The following is a 21813-nucleotide window of genomic DNA, read 5'->3' as shown; positions in this document are numbered from 1 at the left end:
GCCGCTCTCCGCGCGGAGAGCCGAACCGGGGGGATCGCATGAACCGGCCGCACACCGTCCGCACGTCCACGCCCGCATCCGTTTCTACGCCGGCGTCCGCGCCGCCTTGCCCGCACGCGCGCCGAAAACCCGCGTCCGCCGCGCTGACCACCCTGCTCGCGACCACCGTCGCGCTCGTCGTGACCGCCCCGCCCCCGGCCCGCGCGGCCACGCCGCCGGCCGGCCCGCCCCCCGTCTCCACGCCCCCGCCCCCGGAGCCGGGACGACATCCCGATCCACTCACTCCGCCCGGCGTGAACGTGCCGGGAACGCTGGCGGGCCTCGCGCCGTCCGCTGCGGACGCCCTCCTGCCCACCGGCGCGCCCACCCCCGGACGCCCGCCGGCCGCCGCGAAGCCGCCGGACGGCCCGGCGGCGGCATCGTCCGGCCACATCACGCCCGCACCGGCGGGGGCACCTCACTCCGCGTCGACGCCGACCCCGCCCACGTCCACCACCTCGGAGAACCCGACCGCGCCCGCGGCCATGGGCGGCGAAACGGACGCACGCCTCCCGACGACCGACGCGACCGCCGGGGTCCTCACGGGGGCGGTGCTGCCGGAACTGCCCAACTCGATGCGGCTGCAACAGGAGGCCGCGGCCGGCCTGCTGGAGGCCGGCGGGATCAAGTGGCGGTCGACCGGGCACTGCTCGGACCGCACGCGGACCACCTGCACGTCCTTCGACGGCCTTCGCTGGGGAACGTTGAAGGGACTGCTCGGCTTCCGGGCCGAGAGCGGCTGCCCGATCACGGTGACCGGCGGCACGGAGCGCGGGCACTCGGGCGGCCCCCGCAGCCACGGCACCGGGTACAAGCTCGACATCGCGACGAGCCGGTGCGTGGACGCGGCGATCAGGCGCTACCCGTACCAGGGGGTGCGGGGCGACGGGGCGCGGCTGTACCGGTCACCGGACGGCACCGTGTTCGCCCGCGAGAAGGACCACTGGGACATCACGTTCCGCTAGGCGCGGACCTCGCGGATGATGCCGACGAGCTCGCGGGTGACCGACTTGAAGCCGGGCAGGCGGGACATGGACACCATCCGGTTGACCAGCGGGACCGTCCGCTCGACGAGCAGGTACGTCTTGCGGCAGCCGGGCGAGCTGTCGTGCACCCAGTACAGCACGATGCCCATCGAGTAGATCCACAGCAGCTCGGGCAGCTCCTTGCGGAACTCCTTGTCGATCTTGAGGTCGGAGCCCTCGACGACCTCGCGGTAGATCGCGACCGCGGAGTCGCGGGCGGGGCCGGACTCGGCGCTGAACGGGTTGAGCGGGCTGGTGGGCTCGGCGGCGAACTTGAAGAACTTCCCGGCGAACTCGTGGTAGGGGACCATCGTGTCGACGCGGGCCTTCAGGACGCCGAGGAGGCGGGGCGCGAACGCGGTCTCGGCGTCGAGGACGGCGCGGCAGGCGGCGAGGTGCTCGTCCTGCAGCTCGTCGTAGTACGCCTGGATCAGTTCTTCCTTGGACCCGTAGTAGTAGTAGGCGTTGCCGACCGAGACCCCGGCCTCCTTGGCGATCGCGCGCATCGTCGTCGCCTCGTAGCCGCGCTCCCGGAACAGCCGCAGCGCGGTCTGGACGATCAGGGCACGCGTCTGCTCGGACTTCACCGCCTTCGTCTCGGTCACGCATGCCACCCTACGGCCCCGATCGGACGTCCCGCAGATGCCGTGATCGCCGTCAGGGGACGAGTTCGGCGGCGACGAGCTCGGCGATCTGGGCGGTGTTGAGCGCGGCGCCCTTGCGCAGGTTGTCGCCGCACAGGAACAGGTCGAGCCCGCGCGGGTCGTCGAGGGAGCGGCGGACCCGGCCCGCCCAGGTCGGGTCGGTGCCGACGGCGTCGGACGGGGTCGGGAACTCCAGCCTCTCCGGGTCGTCGCAGAGCACGACGCCGGGCGAGCGCGCCAGCACGTCCTGCGCCTCGCGCTGGTCGACGCGCTCGCCGAACACCGCGTGCACGGCCACCGAGTGCGCGGTGACGACCGGGACCCGCACGCAGGTCGCCGCCACCTTCAGCTCCGGCAGGCCGAGGACCTTGCGGCACTCGTCCCGGATGCGCAGCTCCTCCGAGCCCCAGCCGTCCGCGCCGGGGCCGCCGGTCCACGGGACGACGTTGAGCGCGAGCGGCGCGGGGAACGGGCCGAGGTCGCCGACCACGCCGCGCACGTCCCCGGCGCGGTGGCCGAGCGCGCGGTCGCCGCCGACCTTCTCCAGCTGCGCATACAGGGTGTCGACGCCGTCCCGGCCGGCGCCGGACGCGGCCTGGTAGGACGCGACGACCAGTTCGCGCAGCCCGTACCGCTCGTGCAGCGCGCCGAGCGCCACGATCATCGCCAGGGTGGTGCAGCCGGGGCCGGCGAGGACGCCGCGCGGCCGGTCGCGGACCAGGCCCGGGTTCACCTCCGGGACGATCAGCGGGACGTCCCGCCGCGCCCGGAACGCCGGGGAGGCGTCCACGGCGACGGCGCCGCGCGAGACGGCGACCGGCGCCCATTCGGCGGCGGCGCGGGCCGGGACGGCGAACATCGCGATGTCGGCGCCGTCGAACACCTCGGGGGTGAGCGCGACGACCTCGGTGTCCTCGCCGCGCACCCGGAGCGTCCGGCCGGCCGAGCCGGGCGTCGCGGCCAGCCGGATCTCCCCGTACACGTCGCGGCGGGTCGACAGCAGGTCCAGCAGCACGGCGCCGACCGCTCCGGTGGCGCCGGCCACGGCCAGCGTGGGCGCCCGCCGCCCGTAGCGCCCGGTCCTCGGCCCGGCGGTCGAGCCCATGTCGCCCTCACCCTCTCGTCGGTCGGGTCGTCCGCTGCGCGCGCCCCCGCCCTGTGTGAACTTCCGCGGGGCGCGGCCGGTTCCCGCACGAGGGTGCCACGGCCCGGCGCGCGCGACTGCGGCACGCGCCTCAGAAGCGCGGCGGGCAGGACGACAGGCAGGGCGGAAACGGCGGCGCGGGCCGCACGGACGTTCCGTGCGGCCCGCGGCCGGGTGTCGGGAAGGGCCGGGTCAGCGGCCCGGGGTCGGGAAGGGCCGGGTCAGCGGCCGGTGCCGCCGTAGACGACCGCCTCGACCTGGTCCACGTCGAGGTCGAAGGCGTGGTGCGCGGCGGCGACCGCGGTGTCCACGTCGTCCTGGGCGACCACGACGGAGATCCGGATCTCCGAGGTGGAGATCATCTCGATGTTCACCCCGGCGTCGGCGATCGCGGCGAAGAACGTCGCGGTCACGCCCGGGTGCGAGCGCATCCCGGCGCCGATCAGCGACACCTTGCCGATCCGGTCGTCGTAGCGCAGCGACTCGAACCCGATCCGCTCCTTCAGCTTGTTCAGCGCGGTCAGCGCGGACTGCCCGTCGCTGGCCGGCAGCGTGAACGAGATGTCGGTGCGGCCGGTGGACGCCGCCGACACGTTCTGCACGATCATGTCGATGTTGATCTCGGCCTCGGACAGCACCGTGAAGATCGTCGCCGCCTCACCGACCTTGTCGGGCACCCCGACCACGGTGATCTTGGCTTCGCTCCGGTCGTGCGCGACCCCGGAGATGATCGCCTGCTCCATGTCCTGTCCTTCGATCTCGCTGCTGTCGACGACCCACGTCCCCTCCTTCTGGGAGAACGAGGACCGCACGTGGATCGGGATGTTGTACCGGCGCGCGTACTCCACGCAGCGCAGGTGCAGGATCTTCGCGCCGGTCGCCGCCATCTCCAGCATCTCCTCGTAGGAGATCTTGGGGATCTTGCGGGCGGCCGGGACGATGCGCGGGTCGGCGGTGAAGACGCCGTCGACGTCGGAGTAGATCTCGCAGACGTCGGCGTCCAGCGCCGCCGCGAGGGCCACCGCCGTGGTGTCGGAGCCGCCGCGGCCGAGCGTGGTGATGTCCTTGGTGCCCTGCGAGACGCCCTGGAAGCCGGCCACGATGCAGACCGCGTTCTCGTCGAGCGCGCTGCGGATCCGCCCCGGCGTCACGTCGATGATCTTGGCTTTCCCGTGCGTGCCGTCGGTGATGACCCCCGCCTGGGAGCCGGTGAACGAGCGGGCCTCGTGGCCCAGGTTCGCGATGGCCATGGCCAGCAGCGCCATCGACATCCGCTCGCCCGCGGTGAGCAGCATGTCCAGCTCGCGGGCCGGCGGGAGGGGGCTGACCTGCTTGGCCATATCGATGAGGTCATCCGTCGTGTCGCCCATGGCGGAGACCACGACGACGACGTCGTTCCCCGCCTTCTTCGTCGCGACGATGCGCTGGGCGACCCGCTTGACGCACTCGGCGTCTGCGACGGAGGAGCCACCGTACTTCTGCACGACAAGGGCCACGGGTGGGCGCTCCTCGGATCGGGGTCAGGCGTTCTGCCCGACGAGTCTACCGAGGAGGCGCCAATGGATTACGAGCAGGTAACTGCGCACGGGCCTCCCCGCCCCATGTCACGGGCCGCATTACCTCCGAGGTCATCGATCAGCGCCGGGCCCCGCTGCCAGGATCGTCACGACGCCGACGGCAAGGAGCCGAGATGTTCTTCGAGACCCACGACGGAACCCGCCTCTCCTACGAGGACTACGGGCAGGGCCGCCCGATCGTCTTCGTCAACAGCGCCATGCTGAACACCGGCATGTGGGAGTACCAGATCCCGTTCTTCGCCGAGCGCGGCTACCGCTGCCTGACCTTCGACCGGCGCGGGCACGGCCGGTCGGACCGGCCGTCCACCGGCTACGACATCGACTCCCTCGCCGACGACCTCGCCGCGTTCCTGGAGCACCTCGACCTGCGCGAGGTCATCCTCGTCGGCCACTCGACCGGCGGCACCGAGATCGCCCGCTACCTCGCCCGGCACGGCGAGGACCGCGTCGCCCGCGTCGCGTTCCTCTCCGCGATCCTGCCGTACCTCCGGCAGACCGAGGACAACCCCGAGGGGATCCCGCAGGAGCTGTTCGACGGCATGATCGCGATGATCCGCGCGGACCGGCCGAAGTGGCTCGCCATGCAGTCGCAGCTGTTCTTCGCCACCCAGCTCGGCAACGACGTCCACCCCGCCACGATCGACTGGATGAACCGGATGTGCCTCGACGCGACCCACTGGGCCGTCCTGGAGGTGCAGAAGACGATCTACTACGCCGACAACCGGGAGGCGCTGCGGAACATCACCGTGCCGTGCCTGGTGGTCCACGGCGACGCCGACTTCTCCGCGCCCGTGGAGGTCACCGGCCGCCGCACCGCCGCGCTGGTGCCCGGCGCCGTCTACAAGGAGTACCCCGCCGCCGGGCACGGGCTGTTCGTCAGCCACAAGGACCGGCTGAACGACGACCTGCTGGAGTTCTTCAAGTCCTGACCGCGGCCGTCTCGGGCAGGAGCGCCTCGGCCAGGCGGCGCCAGTGCGGCATCGTCCGGCCGGGCTCCGTGCCGATGACCTGGACGCCGACATGGTCGGCGCCGGCGTCCAGGTGGGCGTGCAGCTTGGCGGCGATGGTGTCGAGGTCGCCCCAGACCACCAGGTCGTCGACGAGGCGGTCGCTGCCGCGGCCGTTGTCGACGTCGGCCTCGGTGTAGCCGAGGCGGAGGAACTTGGCGACGTTGTACTTCTCCGTGAAGTAGCCGTGCAGGTGCTCGCGGGCGATCTCGCGGGCCCTGCCCGGGTCGCTCTCGAAGAGGACCGCCTGTTCCACCCCCAGGAACGGGCCGTCGCCGAGCACCTCCCGCGCCTGCACCGTGTGCCGCACCGTCACGTGGTACGTGTGGGCGCCCGCGGCGCGGTCGCGCCCCACCGCCAGCATCTTCGGCCCGTACGCCGCCACGATGCGCCGGACCGGCGTCCGCGGCGCGGGGTTCGCGGTGGTCGTCGCGTCCATCTCGTCGAGGTAGTCGGTCACCACGCGCAGCGGCGACGCGCCGGGCTGCTGCGGCTCCCCGCCGAGGCCGAGGCCGAGCACATGGCGGCCGGGGTAGGCGTCGGCCAGCAGCACCGCCGCGCCCTGGGTCCAGCGCGGTCCCCGGGCCGGAATCTTCGCGATGCCGTTGACGACCTTGATGCGCTCGGTGGACGCCAGCAGGAACCCGGCGTGGGTCAGGGCCTCGCGGCCGTCCCGTTCCGGGATCCAGATCGCCGGCCAGCCGAGTTCCTCCAGCTCCTGGACGGTCTCGCGGATCGCGGCCGCCGGCTGCTCCTCGAAGTCGAACGTCCAGATCCCGAAGCGTCCGAGGTCCGTTCCGTCGATGGCGCCCATGCCGTCCTCCCGGTCGGTCGTTCATGTCGATGATTCGAAGTATCGCAGAATCTCGATATGAAGCGCAAGCGGCGGGCGTCCTTCCGGCGGCGAGGGCGGCCGCTAGAGCGAGCGGCCGAGCGCGGCGACGAACCAGGCGATGCGTTCCTCGTCGCGCTTGTAGTGCGTCCACTTCCCGACCCGGGTGGACCGGACGAGCCCGGCGCGCTCCAGCGCGGCCATGTACGCCGAGACCGTCGACTGCGCGAGCCCGACCTTGGCCTGGATGTGGCTGACGCAGATGCCGACCTCGACCGGGTCGGCGATCGCCTCCTCGACCGGGAAATGGCGCTCCGGCTCCCGCAGCCACCGCAGCAGCTGGAGGCGCACCGGGTTGGCCAGCGCCTTCATGACGTCCAGCAGCTCGGCTGCGACGTCCTCGGAGGGATCGGCGTGGGTCGTCATGGTGCCACCGAGTCTACCCGGACGTTTCGCAGAACCTCGATATGAGTCAGGACGCGGCGCCCGCCAGCTCCGCCAGCACCTCCGATGCGGACACCGGGTCCAGGTCGCCGATCGGCCGCCGCCCCTCGCGGGCGCACCAGTCGCCGGTCTCCGGGCGGTCGTCCACCCAGATGACCTCCAGCCGCTGCACATCGGCGAAGTCCATGCCGATGGCGATCCCGGGGTTCAGGTGGACGTTGACGTACAGGCCACCCGGTACCGCCCGGTACATGCTGTGCTGGATGCCGGCGTCCATGGGACTCCCCCGCCGCCAGCCGCGCCGTTCCAGGGCGAGCACGTCCGCCGGGCCGACGGCGGCGCCCTCGAACCGCGCCAGCCGCCGGGCGGCGCGCTCGGCCTCGGTCAGCGTGTGCATCGCGCGCCCGAGCTGCGGGAACGGCTGCAGGATCGCGTAGTCGGCGAACAGCACCGACCACTCCTCCACCGCGTCGCCGAGCTCCAGCGGGTGCGGGATGCCGACGCGCGCCGACTCCGGAAGGGCGAGCGTGTCGTCGGAGGCGTCGGCGAACGTCCGGTCCTCCGCCACCCGGAACGCCGTCGCCTTCCCGCCGTCCTCGGCGATCCACACCAGCCGCCGCGCGATGTGCCAGACCAGAGGATGCTCCACGAACAGGCGGCGGAACTCCGCGACCGTCCAGCGCCGCCGCGTCACCATCGCCGTCTCCAGGCGATGGATCTGGTCGGCGGCGACCGTACGCACGTCCTTCTTCAACTCCGCGAACCGCTTGTACGCGGCGGGCGCCAGCTCCGGGTCGTCCTTCGCGCCGGGCTTGGGCAGGGCCTTGCGGCGGGTGCCGTCCTCGTCCGCCACCTGCGGCCTGAGCTGCTCGTCGAATCCGACGGTGAAGCGGCGCGGCCCGTAGTCCAGGACGAGCCCGCCGCCCGCGTCCAGGCCGAAGTCGGGGACCAGCCGGTCGCCCAGTTGCTCCGGCGTCAGCCCCAGCCCGTCGGCGACCTCCTTGATCTTGTCCTGCGCGCGCGCCTTGAGGCCCTTGAACTTCACCTTCTGCGCGATGCCGTGCAAGTGCATCAGCGCCACGTCCGTGCCGATCGCCGCGAGGACGTCCAGGCCAGCGACCGCCTTGGCGTGGCCGCCTTCCCCCGGCCACGCGCGGATCAGCGGCGTCAGCCTCCGGACGGTGCCGTCGTCGCCGAGCCAGCCGAGTTGCGCCAGCGCCCAGCCGTCCTTCGCCGGCGCCTCGCCCCGCTGCCACTGCTCGAACAGCGCCCACGCGAACTCCGCCAGCGACTCCGGATCGCACGCGTCCCTGACGATCCCGACGCCCGCGTACACCTCGTCCGGCGTGGACATCGCCAGCATCGTCAGCAGATGCCGGACGGCCGTGACGGGCAGCGCGTCATCGCGTTCGCGAAGCCTGATCTGCGGCAGCGACTCCGGGACGGCCCACTCGCCCACCACCGGAATGCGTTTCGGCAGGAGCTCCAGCGGATCCACCATGACGACCGCTCGCAGGGCGTCCGCGGCCTCGTCGCCGTGCGCGCGCGCCGCCGCCTTGATGACCTCGTCACCGCCGTGCTTCTCGGCCAGCAGCCGCAACGCGCCCTCGGCCTCTCTCCGCGCGGGGCCGGGTTTGCCCAACGCGGCCGGGACCAGCAGCGGCACCGCGTCCACGCCGTGCCGGTCGAACCAGGCGAGCGCGGTCTTGCGGCCCCGCTTCGGCTTGGCCAGCGACGTGGCCATCAACCGCGCCAATGCCGCGTCCAGGAACGGCAGCGCCCGGTCGGCCAGCCCCGCCGGATCGGCCTCCGCGACGCGCAGCGCGACCGGCAGCGCGTCCACCCCGAACCGGGCCACGACCGGCCGCAGCCACATCTCGGCCTCCCACAGCTGCGGCTTCCAGGCCGCCAGCCACGGCCGGACCTTCTCCACCGGCCCGTACGTGAGGACACCGAACCCGTACCCGTAGGCGCGTCCCTCGCGGAACTCCTCGACCAGCGCGTCCCAGTCGTCACCGGCCGGGACCCGGTGCCGCTCGTCGGTCTTCGCCCACTCCTCCTGCTCGCCCGGCTCCCACCGCATCGCGGTCCCGGCGGGCGGCACGAGGCCCTCGACGACGACGGGCTTCGCCGCCTTGGCGTCCCGCAGCCACGGCGGATCGGCCAGCGGACCCGGCAGCGCGTCCACCGGAGCGTCCCGCAGCCCTCCGTCGTCCGCCACCGCCACACCGGCCGCCGCCGCCAACTCGGGATGGGACCGCACGTGCCCCGCCAGCAGGTCGGCGAGATGCGGCGCGTCCGCGACGGCCGGCTCCAGCAGCCGCAGCGCCCGCGCGGGGAACCGCTTCATCGCCGCGAGCAGCCCGGGTCGCACATGCTTCTTGTCTGCACGGTCGAGCAGCGCCTGGAACGCCTCGTCGCCCGGCACAATCGCGAGCATCTCCACGATGAGCTTCCGGAGGTCGGTGTCCCACTCGTTCGCGTCGAACGCCCCCGCTAACAGCGGCACGGCCGCCGCACCCATCCCGTCCAGCATCGTCACCAGGCACGATCGGTTCCACATGAACAGGAAGGCGAGCCCGTACGTGCCGAGTGCCTCCACATGGTGCGGCGACCCCAGCGCGCAGTGCAGCATCCACAGGAAGACCGCCTCATGGTGCAGGTCGGGCGGCGCGGCGCAGCATTCGTCCACCCAGTCGAGCCGCGACGGCACCAGGAACGACACCGCCGTCCGCTGCGTCGCCGTACGCCGGCACCGCGCGAGACCGTCCACCGCCTCCGCGTACTCGGCCTCGTCGGCGACGGCCAGCAGCCCCCGCAGCCGCGCACCGATCCTCCACGCCGGCGTCACCGCGACGGATCTGCCGTACCGCCCCTCCGCCCCCGCGACCCGGACGCCGGGAAGACCCCAGTTGAGCCCGCTCAGCTCGGCGAACGCGCACGCCGCGAACGGCAGCCCGTGCTCGGTCGCCCACGCGTCCGCCAGCGGCGCCGCGAGCTTCTCGACGGTGCGCTCCCACTGCGCGTCCTCGATCAGCAGCGCCGCGACCACGGCGGCCCCCAGCGGACTCACGGCACCGGCCAGGTGCTCCTTCGCCGCGGCGGCCAGCTCCGGGTCGACATCGTCCCGCTCACCGACCGGCCGGTTCGCCTCCAGCGCGCGGGCCCGCTCCCGCACGTCCTCGGCGGCACCCCGGTCCACCTTGATCGCCGGTCCCGGCCGCCCGCCGCGCCGCGGGAACATCCGGCGCCGCCACGCATCCGGAACGACCAGGGCGCCCTCGTCCGAACCGGGAAGATCATCCATACCGCCCCACCGTAGGGCAGCCCTACGACACCCGCCGCCCCTTCCACCCCGCCCGCGCCGCCGTCACCGCGCTGATCATGTCCACGCGGGGAGGCGGACCGATCATGGTCGGGCAGACTGACGGCATGGAGTTCCTGTGCTACCACCGCGACCGGCCCGGCTCCCTGCCGCTGCGCGAGGAGCTGGGGGAGGCGCACTGGTCGTACATGGACCGGTTCGCGGCGCGGATGATCGCCCGCGGCCCGACCTTCGCCGCCGACGGCGAGACCCCCACCGGCAGCCTGCACATCGTCGACCTGCCGGACCCCGCCGCCGCCCGCGCGTTCGCCTTCGACGAGCCCAATTACCAGGCCGGCGTGTACCGGGACGTGCTGCTGCGCCGCTGGCGCAACACGCTGGGACGCACCATGTGGGACTTCCCCGGCGGCCGCACCGGCGGCGACCGGTACCTGGTCCTCGGCCTCGGCGCCGGAGAGGCGGCCGACCTGGCGACGCCGTCCGCCGCCGACACGCTGATCGCCTACGGGCCGCTGCTGTCCGACGACGGCACCGGCTGGCTCGGCACGGCCGCCCTCATCCAGGCGCCGGACCCGGACGCGGCACGCGCCGTCCTGACCCAGGACCGGTACGCCGCCATCGACGTCCACCCCTGGGAGTTCGGCGGACGGCGGTGACCGCTACTGGGCGACCGCCGCCTCCTGCGCGACGGCCAGGCGGTCGTTGGCGACGTAGGCGTGCAGGGCGCGCAGCGACGCGCCCGCATGGTTGCCCCAGTGGTTGAAGTAGGAGTACTGCCACCACCACAGGGCCTCGAGAGGACGGTCCTGGTTGTAGTGGCGCAGCCCGTGGACGAGGTCGCTGGCGACGTCGACCAGGTCGTCCGACAGGCGGTAGGCCGTGGGCTCGGTGTCCTTGTACGGGTCGAACACCTCGACGTACTCGTCCAGGTCGCCGAGCCGCTCGGAAAGGCCCGTGCGGACCGCGTCGAGATCGGGGTCGTCGCCGATCTCCGGCTCCCAGTTGTCCGGCAGGATCACGTCGGCGCTGGCGCCGAGCTGCGCGCCCGCCAGGATGACCTGCGAGACCTCCAGCAGCAGCAGCGGGATCGTGTGGGTCCCGCCGTCGCCGCGCGCCACGGCCTCCAGGCCGTTCAGGTAGTTGTCGACATGGCACGCGACCCGTTCGGCGAGCGCGTTCCAGTCCTGCGGGCTGTTGGCGTCAGACATCGAGCAGCCTCCGTCCTTCGAATGCGCGTCCCAGGGTCACCTCGTCGGCGTACTCCAGGTCACCGCCGACCGGCAGGCCGCTGGCGAGCCGGGTGACGGTGAGGCCCATGGGCTTGACCAGGCGGGCGAGGTAGGTCGCGGTCGCCTCGCCCTCCAGGTTCGGGTCGGTCGCGAGGATCAGCTCGGTCACCGCGCCGTCCGCGAGCCGCTGCATCAGCTCGCGGATCCGCAGGTCGTCCGGGCCGACGCCCTCGATCGGGCTGATCGCGCCGCCGAGCACGTGGTAGCGGCCGCGGAACTCCCGGGTCTTCTCGATCGCGACGACGTCCTTGGACTCCTCGACCACGCAGATGACCGCTGGGTCGCGGCGCGCGTCGCGGCAGATCCGGCACTCCTCCTCCTCCGCGACGTTCCCGCACGTCTTGCAGAAGCGGACCTTGTCCTTGACCTCCTTGAGCGCCTTGCCGAGGCGCTCGACGTCGGCCGGATCGGCGGCGAGGAGGTGGAAGGCGATCCGCTGCGCGCTCTTGGGGCCGACGCCGGGCAGCCTGCCCAGCTCGTCGATGAGGTTCTGGACCACCCCTTCGTACAACGGACCACTCCTTTCGTCTTGACGGTCGTGCGCCGGTCAGCCGCCCAGGCCGGGGAAGCCGCCGGGAATGCCGCCGCCCGGGGCGCCACCGCCGCCGAGGCCGGGAAGGCCGCCTCCGCCGCCGAGCCCCGCGGCGAGCGGGCCCATCTTCTCCTGCTGCAGCTCGGCCGCCTCCCGGGCCGCGTCGCGGATCGCGGCGAGCACCAGGTCGGCGATGGTCTCGGCGGTGTCGGCCGGGTCGTCGGCGTCGATCGCCTTCGGGTCGATCGCCAGCCCCGTGACCTCGCCCTGGCCGTTGACCGTCGCGGTGACGAGCCCGCCGCCGGCGGTGCCCTTCACCTCCGCCTCCGCCAGCTCGCGCTGCGCGGCGAACAGCTGCTCCTGCATGGCCTGCGCCTGCTGCAGCAGCTCCTGCATGTTCAACTGACCACCGGGTTCCACGGTGCACCCCTCTTCTCGGCCCCGCGGGAGGCCTGCTCTCTCGCGACCGCGCCGACCACCGGACGTCCGTCCCCCGAGACTACGGGGTCCCACCGAGATCCCGTAAGTGCGGCCCACCCCATGTCCCCACTCCGCCCAACAGCCGCCGACCGTCGTCCATGTTGGCGGACATGGCGGTCGCCGCCCGCGTCCGCCGGCAGGCCGCCCAGCGGATCACCACGCGACCATAATGGTTATCGCGAGAAGTGCTGTGGGAGGGTGGAGTGTTATGTGGACCGTGAGTTCGTTGCCTTACCTGTCCCCCCGGCAAGAAGGTGAGGTGGACGCGTGGACGGAGGAGGCCTCACAGGCCGGCCGGGTCGGCACGCAGCGGTTGCGGGACGTTTCGGTGGAGGCTCCGCCCCCGGACGTGGCGTCGGCGTTGGCTCTCCCGCCGGAAGGCTCGGCGGTGGTACGGCGCAGGACGATGCTCCTTGACGGCCGACCTGTGGAGCTGACCGATTCGTGGTACCCGGCGGAGATCGCAGAGGGAACGGCGCTGGCCACCCCGGGGAAGATCAAGGGCGGAGCCGTCACGGTGCTGGCGGGCATGGGCTACCCGGTGCACGAGGCCCGCGAGGACATCGTGTTCCGTGGCGCTACGGCCGATGAGGCCGCCGAGCTGGGATCGTCGGCGGGGACGCCGGTGATCGTCCTGTCGCGCACCTGCCTGAACGCTGACGGTGTGGCATTCGAGACGTCGGTCATGGTGATGATCGCCGAAGGGCGCCACCTGCGCTACCGGCTGATCGCGAGCTGACGGATGTCGACACGGCGAGCGGACGACCGTCCCCCGTATGAGCAGATGGCGGCCGACATGCGGGCAAGGATCATGGCCGGGGACCTGACCCCTGGAACGCAGTTGCCCTCCACGGCTCATCTGGTCACGGAGTTCGGCGTCTCGAACACGACCGTGCAGAAGGCCCTGGCGGTGCTCAAGGCCGAGGGCTACCTGACGAGCCGTCAGGGCAAGGGCGTCTACGTCCGTGACCGGCAGCCGTTCCGGGTGGAAGTCGGGGCCTACTTCCCTCCGGCCCCTGGCGGTTACTCCTACGAACTCCTCGAAGTCGGGGAGGTTCCGGCGCCGAACGAAGTCGCGGGTGCGCTCGGCATCGACGCCGGAGACAGGGTCCTGCTGCGCCGGCGTCTGCTGCGCCACGGCGGTCGGCCGGTAGAGGTGGAGTGGTCGTACTACCCGTTCGAATTGGCGAGCGGTACCGAGCTTGCGAGATCGCAGAGGATCCCCGGCGGCGCTCCCCGCGTCCTGGCCGACCTGGGATACGAACTCCAGCACCTTGCGGATGCGGTGTCCTCCCGCATGCCGACGAGCGAAGAGATCGAGCTCCTGGCGCTGCCGGACGTCCCGGTGATCCGGCAGTTCAGGGTCGCCTACTCCCACGGTGATCGGCCGGTGGAGGTTTCGGTGCTGGTCAAGGGCTCCCACCTGTACGAACTGGTCTACCGCCTTCCCGTCTGATCCGCCGGACCGAAGCGATCGTCACACTTCGCAACCGAATACTCACGGGTAACGCTTGTTGGCTTATCGCGATAAGCATTAAGGTTGCGAGCCAGGGCGACCGGAGGTGATCAGAGTGGTTCCGTTCGATGCGGCACCGGAGGGTCCGGTGACGGCCGACGTGATGGGCGCCGCGGGTCTCCTGGACGAGACGGTGTTGGCGGCTCCGGCGGCGGTCGGGGTGGTTCGGGCTTCGTTGCGGGCGCAGCTGGCTTGCTGGGGTCTCTCGTGCCGCGCCGGTGACGTGGACCTGATCGCGGGTGAACTGCTGGCGAACGCCGCGCGGTACGCGCCGTATCGGGAGATGCGGGTGACGTTCAGCCTCGGGCCGGACGGCATGCGGCTCAGCGTGTGGGACAGCTCGGACGCTCTGCCCGTCGTCAAGCCGCTGGGGCCGGTGGACGTCTCGGCGGACGCGGCGGCGCTCGACGCCGGTCACGACGACGGTACGGGCGGCTGGGGGTTGCCGATCGTGGAGGCGCTGTCGCTGCGGTGCGGAGTGGAGCGGACCCGTCCGCGCGGGAAGTGGGTGTGGGCGTTGATCGCATGCTGATCCGGCACAGGCGGTCAACGACGACAGGGGACGGCATGACGCAGGTGCGGCTGCCGGTCGGACGGCTGGAGCGCTGCGTGTCGTGGTGGCGGACCCGGCGGGAACGCGACGCGGCGGCGCGGCACCTCGACCGGTTGGCGCTGGCGACGGGGCCGCTGGGATTCCGGTCGGTGAAGGTGTATCCGCAGCAGGGTTCGCTGTTGCCGTTCCCGCTGTTGCTGGTCTACGCCCGGGGCAGGCGTGAGGACGCCTCGGTACTAGCGGCGGCGAGAGTGGTTCACGGCAGGTGGGCGTTCTTCGACGCCGGCCGTGGCACGTTCGTTGCTCCGTGCCGGGATGCGGTGGCGGCGGCTGGACGCGTGGACGCAATACTCAAACACCAGATGTATCCCGGCACGTTTCCGGGGGGTCAGGCGGCACTGTGGGAGGGGCGAATGTGACGGGTGATCGTGAACCTGAGGGTGCGGGTGGGGTGCTGCGGTTGGGGACGCGGACTTCGCCGTTGGCGATGGTGCAGGCTCGCGGTGTGGCGGCCCGGTTGCGGGAACTGGCGGACGTGGCCGTCGAGGTGGTCGGTATCCAAACCGGCGGGGACCGCCACCAGGGGCACCTGGGCGAGTTGGGCGGCAAGGGCGCGTTCATGCGGGAGATCGACCGGGCGCTGCTGGCCGGCGAGGTCGATATCGCGGTGCACTGCCTCAAGGACGTGCCCGGCGACGTCCCCCGGCCGGACGGGCTGGCGTTCGCCGCGTACGTCGCGCGTGACGACGTCGCCGACCTGATGCTGTTCCCGAAGGCGGGCAAGGTGCAATGCCTGGCCGATCTCGCTTCGGAGGCGCGGGTGGGGACTTCGGCGGTGCGGCGGCGCGCCCAGCTCGGACGGATCCGGCCCGATCTGCGGATCGAGTACCTGCGCGGGAACGTGAACTCGCGGTTGGAACGGCTCGACGCCGGCGAGTTCGACGCCATCGTGCTGGCGCGGGCGGGCCTGACGCGGCTGGGGATCGAGCGGCCAGGCGAGGCACTCGACATCCTTCCCGCCATCGGGTCGGGAGTGCTGGCGGTTGACTGCCGCCGCGCCGATTCCGAGGTCGTGGAACTGGTGCGGCTCCTGGATCACCCAGAGACCCGGCGGTGCGTCAGCGCGGAACGCACGATGCTGCACGGCCTTCAAGGACACTGCAACAGTCCGATCGCGGGGCACGCCCGGATCGAGCGGGACGGGCGACTGAGCCTGCGCGGAATGGTGTTCACCCAGGACGGCTCGCGGTTCGTCCACTCGGAGGAGCGGTCACCGGTGGAGAAGGGCGAGGATCTCGGCGCCCGCGTGGCCGGCGATCTCCTGCGCAAGGGCGCCCGCGACCTGATCGGGAGCGTTCCGCACTGACCGGGCCTCAGGAATTGTCGATCTCGCGGATGATCTGACCGCCCAGTTCCCGCTGGATGAGCGCCATGCCGCTCATCTCCGCCTCGAGGCCGTCGGCGTCGGCGTCGCCCTCCGGGTCCACCTCGTCGCTCTCGTCCATCGGGGACGGCTCGGGAGGCGGCGGCGGCTCGTCGGGCGGGGGCGGCAGCGGCCCCGGGTCGCCCGCCCCACCGCCGAACGCGGCCCCGCGGGGCGTGTCCCCGCCGGACGCCGGGCGGGGAACGGGGTTCGAGGCCGCGCCGCGCTGCGGCGCCGCCCGGTCCGCCGGCGCGCTCTGGCCCGGTCCACCGCCGTTCCCGCCGGACGAGCCGAACCCGGGGGCCGGGGACGAACCGCTCGTGGCGGACGACCCGAAGCCGCCGGAAGGAGCACCACCGCCGAACCCGCCGCCGGCGTTGGACCGTCCACCTCCCGGTGCCGGGCCGGGTCCGGGGCCGCCCTGGCCCCGTCCGCCGCCCGCGCCGCCGGACACGGTCTCGATCCGCCAGTCGACGCCCATCCGCTCGCGGAGCACCTCGCTGAGGATCACGTCGCGGTTGCCGTTGACGAACCCGAGGCGGTTCCCCTCGGCCTCGAACGCGAGCGTGAGGACGCGTCCATCGAGCGACGCCGGCCGCACCCCGGACATGATGACCATCCAGGTCGCGCGGCTCTTCTGCTTGACGGCCTCGATGATGTCCGGCCAGTACCGCTGCACCGCCGACACATCCACCCCGCCGCCGGGCGACGCCGCGGGTTCGGGGGCCTTCTCCTGGGGCGGCGGAGGGCTCGGCCGAGTCGCGGCCGGGGCCGGACGCTCGGGGGCCGGCGGAGCGGCGGGCCGTTCCGCCGGACGGGCCGCCTGTTCCGCAGGCCGCGGAGAAGGCTCAGCCGGAGCCGGAGCCGGAGCCGGGGTCGGCGCCGGTGCTGGGGCCGGAGCGGGAGCTGGGGGCGTGAACGCTTGAGCCATCCCGTCACCGGCGGGCGGCCCGGCCGGTAGACCGCCCTGGGCGGCCTGGCGTTCGAGACGGTCGAGGCGGGCGAACATGGACGCCTCGTCCTCGTAGGCGCCCGGCAGCAGGATCCGCGCGCAGATCAGCTCCAGGAGCAGCCGCGGCGACGTGGCGCCGCGCATCTCCGTGAGGCCGGTGTGCAGCAGGTCCGCCGCCCGGGTCAGCTCCCCCGGGCCCATCGAGGACGCCTGGCGCCGCATCTGCTCCAGCTCGTCCGGCGGGACGTTCAGCAGCCCCGAACCGCCCGCCTCCGGGACGTTCGACAGGATCACCAGGTCGCGGATGCGTTCCAGCAGGTCGGCGGTGAACCGGCGGGGCTCCTGGCCGCTCTCGATCACCCGGTCGACGGCGGCGAACACGGCGGCCCCGTCGCGGGCGGCGAACGCGGCGATGACCTCGTCCAGCAGCGTCGAGTCGGTGTAGCCGAGCAGCGAGACGGCCCGCGCGTAGGTGATGCCCCGCTCGTCCGACCCGGCCAGCAGCTGGTCGAGGATCGACAGCGTGTCGCGGGCGGACCCGGCGCCCGCCCGCACCGCCAGCGGCAGCGCGGACGCCTCGTACGGCACGTCCTCCGACGTGAGGATCTCCTCGACGAGTTCCGTCAGCACGCCCGGCGGGATCAGCCGGAACGGGTAGTGGTGCGTCCGGGACCGGATCGTCCCGATGACCTTCTCGGGCTCGGTGGTCGCGAACACGAACTTCAGGTGCGGCGGCGGTTCCTCGACGAGCTTCAGCAGCGCGTTGAAGCCCTCCCGGGTGACCATGTGCGCCTCGTCGATGATGTACACCTTGAAGCGCGCCGACACGGGCGCGAAGAACGCGCGTTCGCGCAGGTCGCGGGCGTCGTCGACGCCGCCGTGCGAGGCGGCGTCGATCTCGATCACGTCGATGTGGCCGGACCCGGACGGGCCGAGCGCGACGCACGAGTCGCACTTGCCGCACGGGTCGGGCGTCGGCCCCTGCTCGCAGTTCAGCGAGCGGGCCAGGATGCGGGCGCTGGAGGTCTTGCCGCAGCCCCGCGGGCCGCTGAACAGGTACGCGTGGTTGATCCGGCCGTTGCGCAGCGCTTGCTGGAGGGGCTCGGCGACGTGCTCCTGCCCCTTCAGCTCGGCGAACGTCGCTGGCCGGTACTTGCGGTACAGAGCCAGACTCATCGGGGGTCCGCCCTCCCTCGAGAAGCAGAGCGTCAGAAGCGCGATGGTGCTTTAAGCAAGGGACCCCCCGCACACCCGCCAGAGCCTGCTTATCCTTGCTGCCTTCCGGCCCTGGGGAGGTTCACAGGGTGACGCCGTGCGAGGGGTCTGCACAGAGTCTATGGCATGCGCGGCCAGGGTCGGCACGGTTGCCGCGTACTCTCCGCCCCATGACGGACGCCACGCAGCAGACGCTCCTGCACATCGCCGAACGTCGCCACTGGGAATCCGCGTGGGACTCGGGTGTGTCGTACACCATGTCGACGCTCGGCCGGACGCTCGACGAGGAGGGTTTCGTCCACTGCTCGTCCGATATGGACCAGGTGGAGGGCGTCCTCGGGCGTTTCTACTCGGCCGTCCCCCGCTCCGATCTGGTCCTGCTGGTCATCGACGTGTCGCGACTGGACGCGCCGGTCCGCCACGAGCAGGTCGGCGACGGGGTCTTCCCGCACGTCTACGGTCCGATCCCGGTCTCCGCCGTAATCGGTGTCAGGTCAGTGCCCGAGAACCGGTAGGCTTTCCTGCGGAGGATTCGCCTAGTGGCCTAGGGCGCACGCTTGGAAAGCGTGTTGGGTTCACGCCCTCGCGAGTTCGAATCTCGCATCCTCCGCCACTGGACCAAGGTCCCGGTCGCTCGGCGGCCGGGACCTTCGTCGTTCCGGGCCCCGCGTCCTACTCCACAGATGTAGTTCCGTCGGCGTGAGTTGCTTCGGGGTAGTTCCGCCGCCGTAGTTCCCGCGGTGCGATTCCACCGCTGTGGTTCGGGGCCCGTCGAAGGTCTCACGGAGTCGAATCACCCGGCCGCCGGCCGCGTCGTGCCTGGTAGCTGTGGGGGAACGCGTTGGACGGCGCAGTACATGACGGGGCAGACCGTCATGGCGGACGGCGGCGCCGTCAAGCTCCGCCAGGACAGGCGAAACGCGGCCCGAGCGGAATCCGGCTCAGGCCGCGTCGGGCGCACCCGCTCAGGCGTGCTGCGGTACCTCGTCCTTCAGGCCCTGGCGGATCTCGTCGCGCAGTTCAGGAGTGTCGGCGTGCCCGTGGACGGACGCCGCGTGCTCGGCGGCGGCCCGGACGACCTCCTGCTCCTCACCGGCGATGGTCAGGGTGCAGTTCATCTCGCTCGGGTAGTCCCTGCAGTCGGCGACTTTGCGCATGTCGGAACCTCCTCCCTCGCTTCCAGTCTGGATCGGCGGGCGCCCGCGACGCATACGGGAAATCCCGTATGGCCGCTCGGCGCCGGGCCCGCCGTCCGCCGCCTTGCCGCCCTCTGACCAGGGAACTTAGAGTGAGGAGATGACCGGCTGCGGGGAGGCCGGGCTGCGCCGGACGCTCGCGGTCGCCGACCTCCTGATCGACGCCGACGACGAGCGGACGCTGCTCCCGGAGCTGCTTCCGCTGCTGCTGAGCGCGCTGCCCGGGGACAGTCTCGTGTGGTCCGGGCACCCGGCCGGACGGCCGTTCACGGTCCCGGACGGCCTGCTCGGCCGCGGCGCGCTGGAGGCGTTCGCCCGCGACAAGGCCGCCGATCCGCTGGTGGCCCGGATGGCGACCGGCCCCGGCACACCCCTGCTCCGCTCGGACGTGCAGTCGCGCGCCGAGTACCACGCGCTCGCCGCCTACGCGGACGTGTACCGCCCGCTCGGCATCGAGCACCAGCTCGCGATGGCGTTCCCCGCCGGTTGCACGGTGGACGGGCCGCGCCGCGTTTGCCTGGCGGTCAACCGGGCGCGCGGGGACTTCGGCGACGCCGACCGGGCCACCGCCGAGCTCCTGCGCCCCCGGCTCGTCCGGGCGATGAGACGGCTCGCGCCGGCCGGCCGGGAGCGGGTCACCCGCCGGGAGGCCGCGGTGCTGGACCTGCTCGCCCGCGGCCTGACCGACCGGCAGATCGCGCGGCGGCTGGCCATCAGCCCGCGGACCGTCGAGAAGCATCTGGAGCACGCCTATCCGAAGCTCCGGGTCCACGGCCGGGTGGACGCGGCGACCACCTGGCTCTCCCTCTCCGGAGGCGGCCCGAAAGGACGGCCCGGGCCCCTTGCGGACCCTCCGGAACGGGCGTGACGGCAGTTACTCACGGGGCCTCTGAGCTGCGGCGTAACTGGTTTACCAATCGGTGGAATCCGGTGAACGCGGTAGTCGGGCGACGTAGACTCTGGGCGTGATCTTCAAGGCGGTGGGTGACGGAAGGCCCTATCCCGAGCACGGCCTGTCGTCCCGGGACTGGGCCAAGCTCCCCCCTCGCCAGGTCCGCCTCGACCAGCTCGTCAGCACCAAGAGGGAGCTGGACCTCCAGTCGCTGCTGGCCAAGGACTCCACGTTCTACGGCGACCTGTTCCCGCACGTCGTCCAGTGGAAGGGCGAGCTCTACCTGGAGGACGGCCTGCACCGCGCGCTCCGGGCGGCGCTGCACCAGCGGACCGTCTTACACGCCCGCGTCCTCGACCTGGACGCCGTCGACATGACCGGCTGAACCCGGCGCCTCAGCGCGTCCGGGCGGGTTCGCCGGCGGGCACGCTCTTCGGTTCGACGAGGCGGATGTCGCGGCGCGCCGCCGGGACGACGTATCCGGGCCGCGCGGCGAGCAGCCCGAACACCAGCTCCGGCGCGACGAGGGCGAGGACGAGCGTCAGCGGGACGTGCCAGCCGCCCGTCGCGCTGTGCAGCACGCCCATGGCGAGCGGCCCGAACCCGGCGAGCAGGTAGCCGCCGGTCTGCGCCATGCCGGACAGCCGCGCCGCGACGGCCGCGCTCGGCGAGCGCAGGCTGAGCAGGGTGTAGGCGAGCGGGAAGGCGCTGCCGGTGCCGACGCCGAGCAGCACGACCCAGGCCCAGCCGGCGGCGGGCGCCAGCATCAGGCCGCCGATGCCGGCGACCATGGTGAGCACGACGCCGGCGACGACGGCCCGCTGGTCGCGCAGCCGCGCGGCGACGACGGGGACGGCGAAGCCGAGCGGGATGCCGACGATCATCATCGTGGAGACCATCATCCCGGCGGTGGCGTCGGCGTACCCGGCGTCCTGCATGATCTCCGGCAGCCACGACATCAGCACGTAGAACATCAGCGACGCCAGGCCCATGAAGACCGCGACGTACCAGGCGACGGGCGAGCGCAGCAGCGAGCCCTCCGCGGGCGCGGCGGCCGGGGCCGCGGGTGCGGGCGCGGGCGCGGGGGAGCGGCGGCCGAGCACCGCGAGCGGCCCCCACGCGAGCGCCGCGACCAGCGACGGGACGGCCCAGACGGCGAGCGCGAGGCGCCAGCCGCCCGCGCCGTCCAGCGGGACGGCGAGGCCCGCGGCGACGGCGCCGCTGGCGGCCATCAGCATCATCGCGAGCCCGGTCAGGGACCCGACGCGGCGCGGGAACGCGCGCTTGATGACCGCCGGCATGAGGACGTTCCCCATCGCGATCCCCGCGCCCGCCAGGACCGTTCCAACGAACAGCGACACCGGCGACGCGACGACCCGCAGCAGGATCCCGGCGGTGATCAGCACCAGCGAGCCGGCGATGGCGGTCTCGGCGCCGACCCGGCGCGCGAGCACCGGCGCCAGCGACGCGAAGGCGCCCAGGCACAGGACGGGCAGGGTGGTCAGGACGCCGACCTCGACCCCGGACAGGCCGAACGCGTCCCGCAGGTCGCCGAGCAGCGGGGAGATCCCGGTGATGGCGGCCCGCAGGTTGATCGTCAGCAGCACCAGGCCGACGAGCGACCAGGCGGTCAGGGCACGGGGAAGGGGGGACGTTGCCGAGGTGTTCATTTCGCCTTCGTCATGCGCCCGCGGGCGCGTCGAACCGGATGGGGGACGGCGCGGGCCG

At 72.6% G+C, this 21813-nt stretch carries 23 protein-coding genes, 1 tRNA gene and 1 other RNA gene; 12 read left to right on the top strand and 13 right to left on the bottom strand.

Going from position 1 to position 21813, the window contains the following annotated elements; all coding sequences use genetic code 11:
• The first annotated feature begins 293 nt into the window (after positions 1–293).
• The gene (locus tag ACA514_RS27240; RefSeq protein WP_375044076.1) at positions 294–1004 is read left to right on the top strand and encodes a hypothetical protein; all 711 of its coding nucleotides are present in this window, start codon (positions 294–296) and stop codon (positions 1002–1004) included.
• Here ACA514_RS27240 and ACA514_RS27235 read toward each other — a convergent pair.
• The 3 genes from ACA514_RS27235 to ACA514_RS27225 all read right to left on the bottom strand — a co-directional run bounded on the left by ACA514_RS27235 (position 1001) and on the right by ACA514_RS27225 (position 4348).
• On the bottom strand, positions 1001–1669 hold the full coding sequence (locus tag ACA514_RS27235; protein WP_344262786.1) for a TetR family transcriptional regulator: 669 nt from the start codon (positions 1667–1669) through the stop codon (positions 1001–1003). The two genes, ACA514_RS27240 and ACA514_RS27235, sit on opposite strands and share 4 nt — an antisense overlap.
• A 52-nt stretch (positions 1670–1721) precedes the next feature.
• Complete coding sequence (locus ACA514_RS27230) at positions 1722–2813, bottom strand: aspartate-semialdehyde dehydrogenase (protein WP_375044075.1); 1092 nt, start codon at positions 2811–2813, stop codon at positions 1722–1724.
• Positions 2814–3073: 260 nt separating this feature from the next.
• Positions 3074–4348, bottom strand: a complete 1275-nt coding sequence (locus ACA514_RS27225) for an aspartate kinase (RefSeq protein WP_344262782.1) — start codon at positions 4346–4348, stop codon at positions 3074–3076.
• Between the two features lie 194 nt (positions 4349–4542).
• Between ACA514_RS27225 and ACA514_RS27220 the strand changes: the two genes are divergently transcribed.
• Positions 4543–5358 carry an alpha/beta fold hydrolase gene (locus ACA514_RS27220; protein ID WP_375044074.1) on the top strand — a complete coding sequence of 272 codons (816 nt, stop codon included), beginning with the start codon at positions 4543–4545 and terminating at the stop codon, positions 5356–5358.
• On the opposite strand, the gene ACA514_RS27215 is transcribed toward ACA514_RS27220, so the two are convergent.
• The 3 genes from ACA514_RS27215 to ACA514_RS27205 form a co-directional block, all read right to left on the bottom strand.
• Positions 5348–6250 carry a TIGR03620 family F420-dependent LLM class oxidoreductase gene (locus tag ACA514_RS27215; RefSeq protein ID WP_375044073.1) on the bottom strand — a complete coding sequence of 301 codons (903 nt, stop codon included), beginning with the start codon at positions 6248–6250 and terminating at the stop codon, positions 5348–5350. The two genes, ACA514_RS27220 and ACA514_RS27215, sit on opposite strands and share 11 nt — an antisense overlap.
• Before the next feature lie 102 nt (positions 6251–6352).
• Positions 6353–6694 carry an ArsR/SmtB family transcription factor gene (locus ACA514_RS27210; RefSeq protein WP_375044072.1) on the bottom strand — a complete coding sequence of 114 codons (342 nt, stop codon included), beginning with the start codon at positions 6692–6694 and terminating at the stop codon, positions 6353–6355.
• A 46-nt stretch (positions 6695–6740) separates the two neighbouring features.
• Positions 6741–10019, bottom strand: coding sequence for a DUF4132 domain-containing protein (locus ACA514_RS27205; RefSeq protein ID WP_375044071.1), 3279 nt, complete (start codon positions 10017–10019; stop codon positions 6741–6743).
• A gap of 104 nt (positions 10020–10123) precedes the next feature.
• Here ACA514_RS27205 and ACA514_RS27200 point away from each other — a divergent pair, with 104 nt between their 5' ends.
• Entirely contained in the window at positions 10124–10693 is a 570-nt protein-coding gene (locus ACA514_RS27200; protein ID WP_375044070.1) for a YciI family protein, read from the top strand.
• Positions 10694–10696: 3 nt separating this feature from the next.
• Here the strand turns inward: ACA514_RS27200 and ACA514_RS27195 are convergent, their stop codons facing one another.
• From ACA514_RS27195 to ACA514_RS27185, 3 genes are read right to left on the bottom strand one after another with little or no spacing between them, the layout of a single operon-like run.
• Positions 10697–11245, bottom strand: a complete 549-nt coding sequence (locus tag ACA514_RS27195; RefSeq protein ID WP_375044069.1) for a DUF5063 domain-containing protein — start codon at positions 11243–11245, stop codon at positions 10697–10699.
• The gene (recR, locus tag ACA514_RS27190; protein ID WP_375044068.1) at positions 11238–11837 is read right to left on the bottom strand and encodes a recombination mediator RecR; all 600 of its coding nucleotides are present in this window, start codon (positions 11835–11837) and stop codon (positions 11238–11240) included. The genes ACA514_RS27195 and recR overlap by 8 nt, the downstream gene beginning before the upstream one ends.
• Positions 11838–11873: 36 nt before the next feature.
• Positions 11874–12254 (bottom strand): YbaB/EbfC family nucleoid-associated protein, encoded by a 381-nt coding sequence (locus tag ACA514_RS27185; RefSeq protein WP_375044220.1) that lies wholly within the window; start codon positions 12252–12254, stop codon positions 11874–11876.
• Between the two features lie 343 nt (positions 12255–12597).
• On the opposite strand from ACA514_RS27185, the gene ACA514_RS27180 reads away from it, so the two are divergent.
• From ACA514_RS27180 to hemC, 5 genes are all read left to right on the top strand, one after another.
• The gene (locus ACA514_RS27180; RefSeq protein ID WP_375044067.1) at positions 12598–13077 is read left to right on the top strand and encodes a GntR family transcriptional regulator; all 480 of its coding nucleotides are present in this window, start codon (positions 12598–12600) and stop codon (positions 13075–13077) included.
• Positions 13078–13122: 45 nt separating this feature from the next.
• A complete protein-coding gene (locus ACA514_RS27175) occupies positions 13123–13794 on the top strand; it encodes a GntR family transcriptional regulator (protein WP_375044066.1) in 672 nt (223 codons plus the stop codon).
• Positions 13795–13942: 148 nt separating this feature from the next.
• Positions 13943–14386, top strand: coding sequence for an ATP-binding protein (locus tag ACA514_RS27170; RefSeq protein WP_375044065.1), 444 nt, complete (start codon positions 13943–13945; stop codon positions 14384–14386).
• 35 nt (positions 14387–14421) lie between these two features.
• Positions 14422–14826, top strand: coding sequence for a hypothetical protein (locus ACA514_RS27165; RefSeq protein WP_375044064.1), 405 nt, complete (start codon positions 14422–14424; stop codon positions 14824–14826).
• Positions 14715–15773, top strand: coding sequence for a hydroxymethylbilane synthase (hemC, locus tag ACA514_RS27160; protein WP_375044063.1), 1059 nt, complete (start codon positions 14715–14717; stop codon positions 15771–15773). Before ACA514_RS27165 ends, hemC begins: the two co-directional genes overlap by 112 nt.
• A 7-nt stretch (positions 15774–15780) precedes the next feature.
• On the opposite strand, the gene ACA514_RS27155 is transcribed toward hemC, so the two are convergent.
• Complete coding sequence (locus tag ACA514_RS27155) at positions 15781–17958, bottom strand: DNA polymerase III subunit gamma and tau (protein WP_375044062.1); 2178 nt, start codon at positions 17956–17958, stop codon at positions 15781–15783.
• Positions 17959–18013: 55 nt separating this feature from the next.
• Positions 18014–18109: signal recognition particle sRNA small type (gene ffs / locus ACA514_RS27150), an RNA gene on the bottom strand.
• 58 nt (positions 18110–18167) lie between these two features.
• Between ffs and ACA514_RS27145 the strand changes: the two genes are divergently transcribed.
• Together ACA514_RS27145 and ACA514_RS27140 are read left to right on the top strand one after the other, a co-directional pair.
• The gene (locus tag ACA514_RS27145) at positions 18168–18512 is read left to right on the top strand and encodes a DUF952 domain-containing protein (protein WP_375044061.1); all 345 of its coding nucleotides are present in this window, start codon (positions 18168–18170) and stop codon (positions 18510–18512) included.
• A gap of 10 nt (positions 18513–18522) precedes the next feature.
• Positions 18523–18610 (top strand) — tRNA-Ser (locus tag ACA514_RS27140).
• 352 nt (positions 18611–18962) lie between these two features.
• Here the strand turns inward: ACA514_RS27140 and ACA514_RS27135 are convergent.
• Positions 18963–19154, bottom strand: coding sequence for a DUF1059 domain-containing protein (locus ACA514_RS27135; protein WP_375044060.1), 192 nt, complete (start codon positions 19152–19154; stop codon positions 18963–18965).
• 139 nt (positions 19155–19293) lie between these two features.
• Here ACA514_RS27135 and ACA514_RS27130 point away from each other — a divergent pair, with 139 nt between their 5' ends.
• Both ACA514_RS27130 and ACA514_RS27125 read left to right on the top strand, forming a co-directional pair.
• On the top strand, positions 19294–20061 hold the full coding sequence (locus tag ACA514_RS27130; RefSeq protein ID WP_375044059.1) for a LuxR C-terminal-related transcriptional regulator: 768 nt from the start codon (positions 19294–19296) through the stop codon (positions 20059–20061).
• Between the two features lie 97 nt (positions 20062–20158).
• Positions 20159–20470 (top strand): type II toxin-antitoxin system VapB family antitoxin, encoded by a 312-nt coding sequence (locus ACA514_RS27125; RefSeq protein WP_375044058.1) that lies wholly within the window; start codon positions 20159–20161, stop codon positions 20468–20470.
• Between the two features lie 10 nt (positions 20471–20480).
• Here the strand turns inward: ACA514_RS27125 and ACA514_RS27120 are convergent, their stop codons facing one another.
• The gene (locus ACA514_RS27120) at positions 20481–21755 is read right to left on the bottom strand and encodes a CynX/NimT family MFS transporter (RefSeq protein WP_375044057.1); all 1275 of its coding nucleotides are present in this window, start codon (positions 21753–21755) and stop codon (positions 20481–20483) included.
• Positions 21756–21813 lie beyond the last annotated feature (58 nt).

It is taken from the genome of Actinomadura sp. NTSP31 (assembly GCF_041951385.1).
Taxonomy (GTDB): domain Bacteria; phylum Actinomycetota; class Actinomycetes; order Streptosporangiales; family Streptosporangiaceae; genus Spirillospora; species Spirillospora napierensis.
This window is presented reverse-complemented; position numbering and strand designations above follow the sequence as displayed.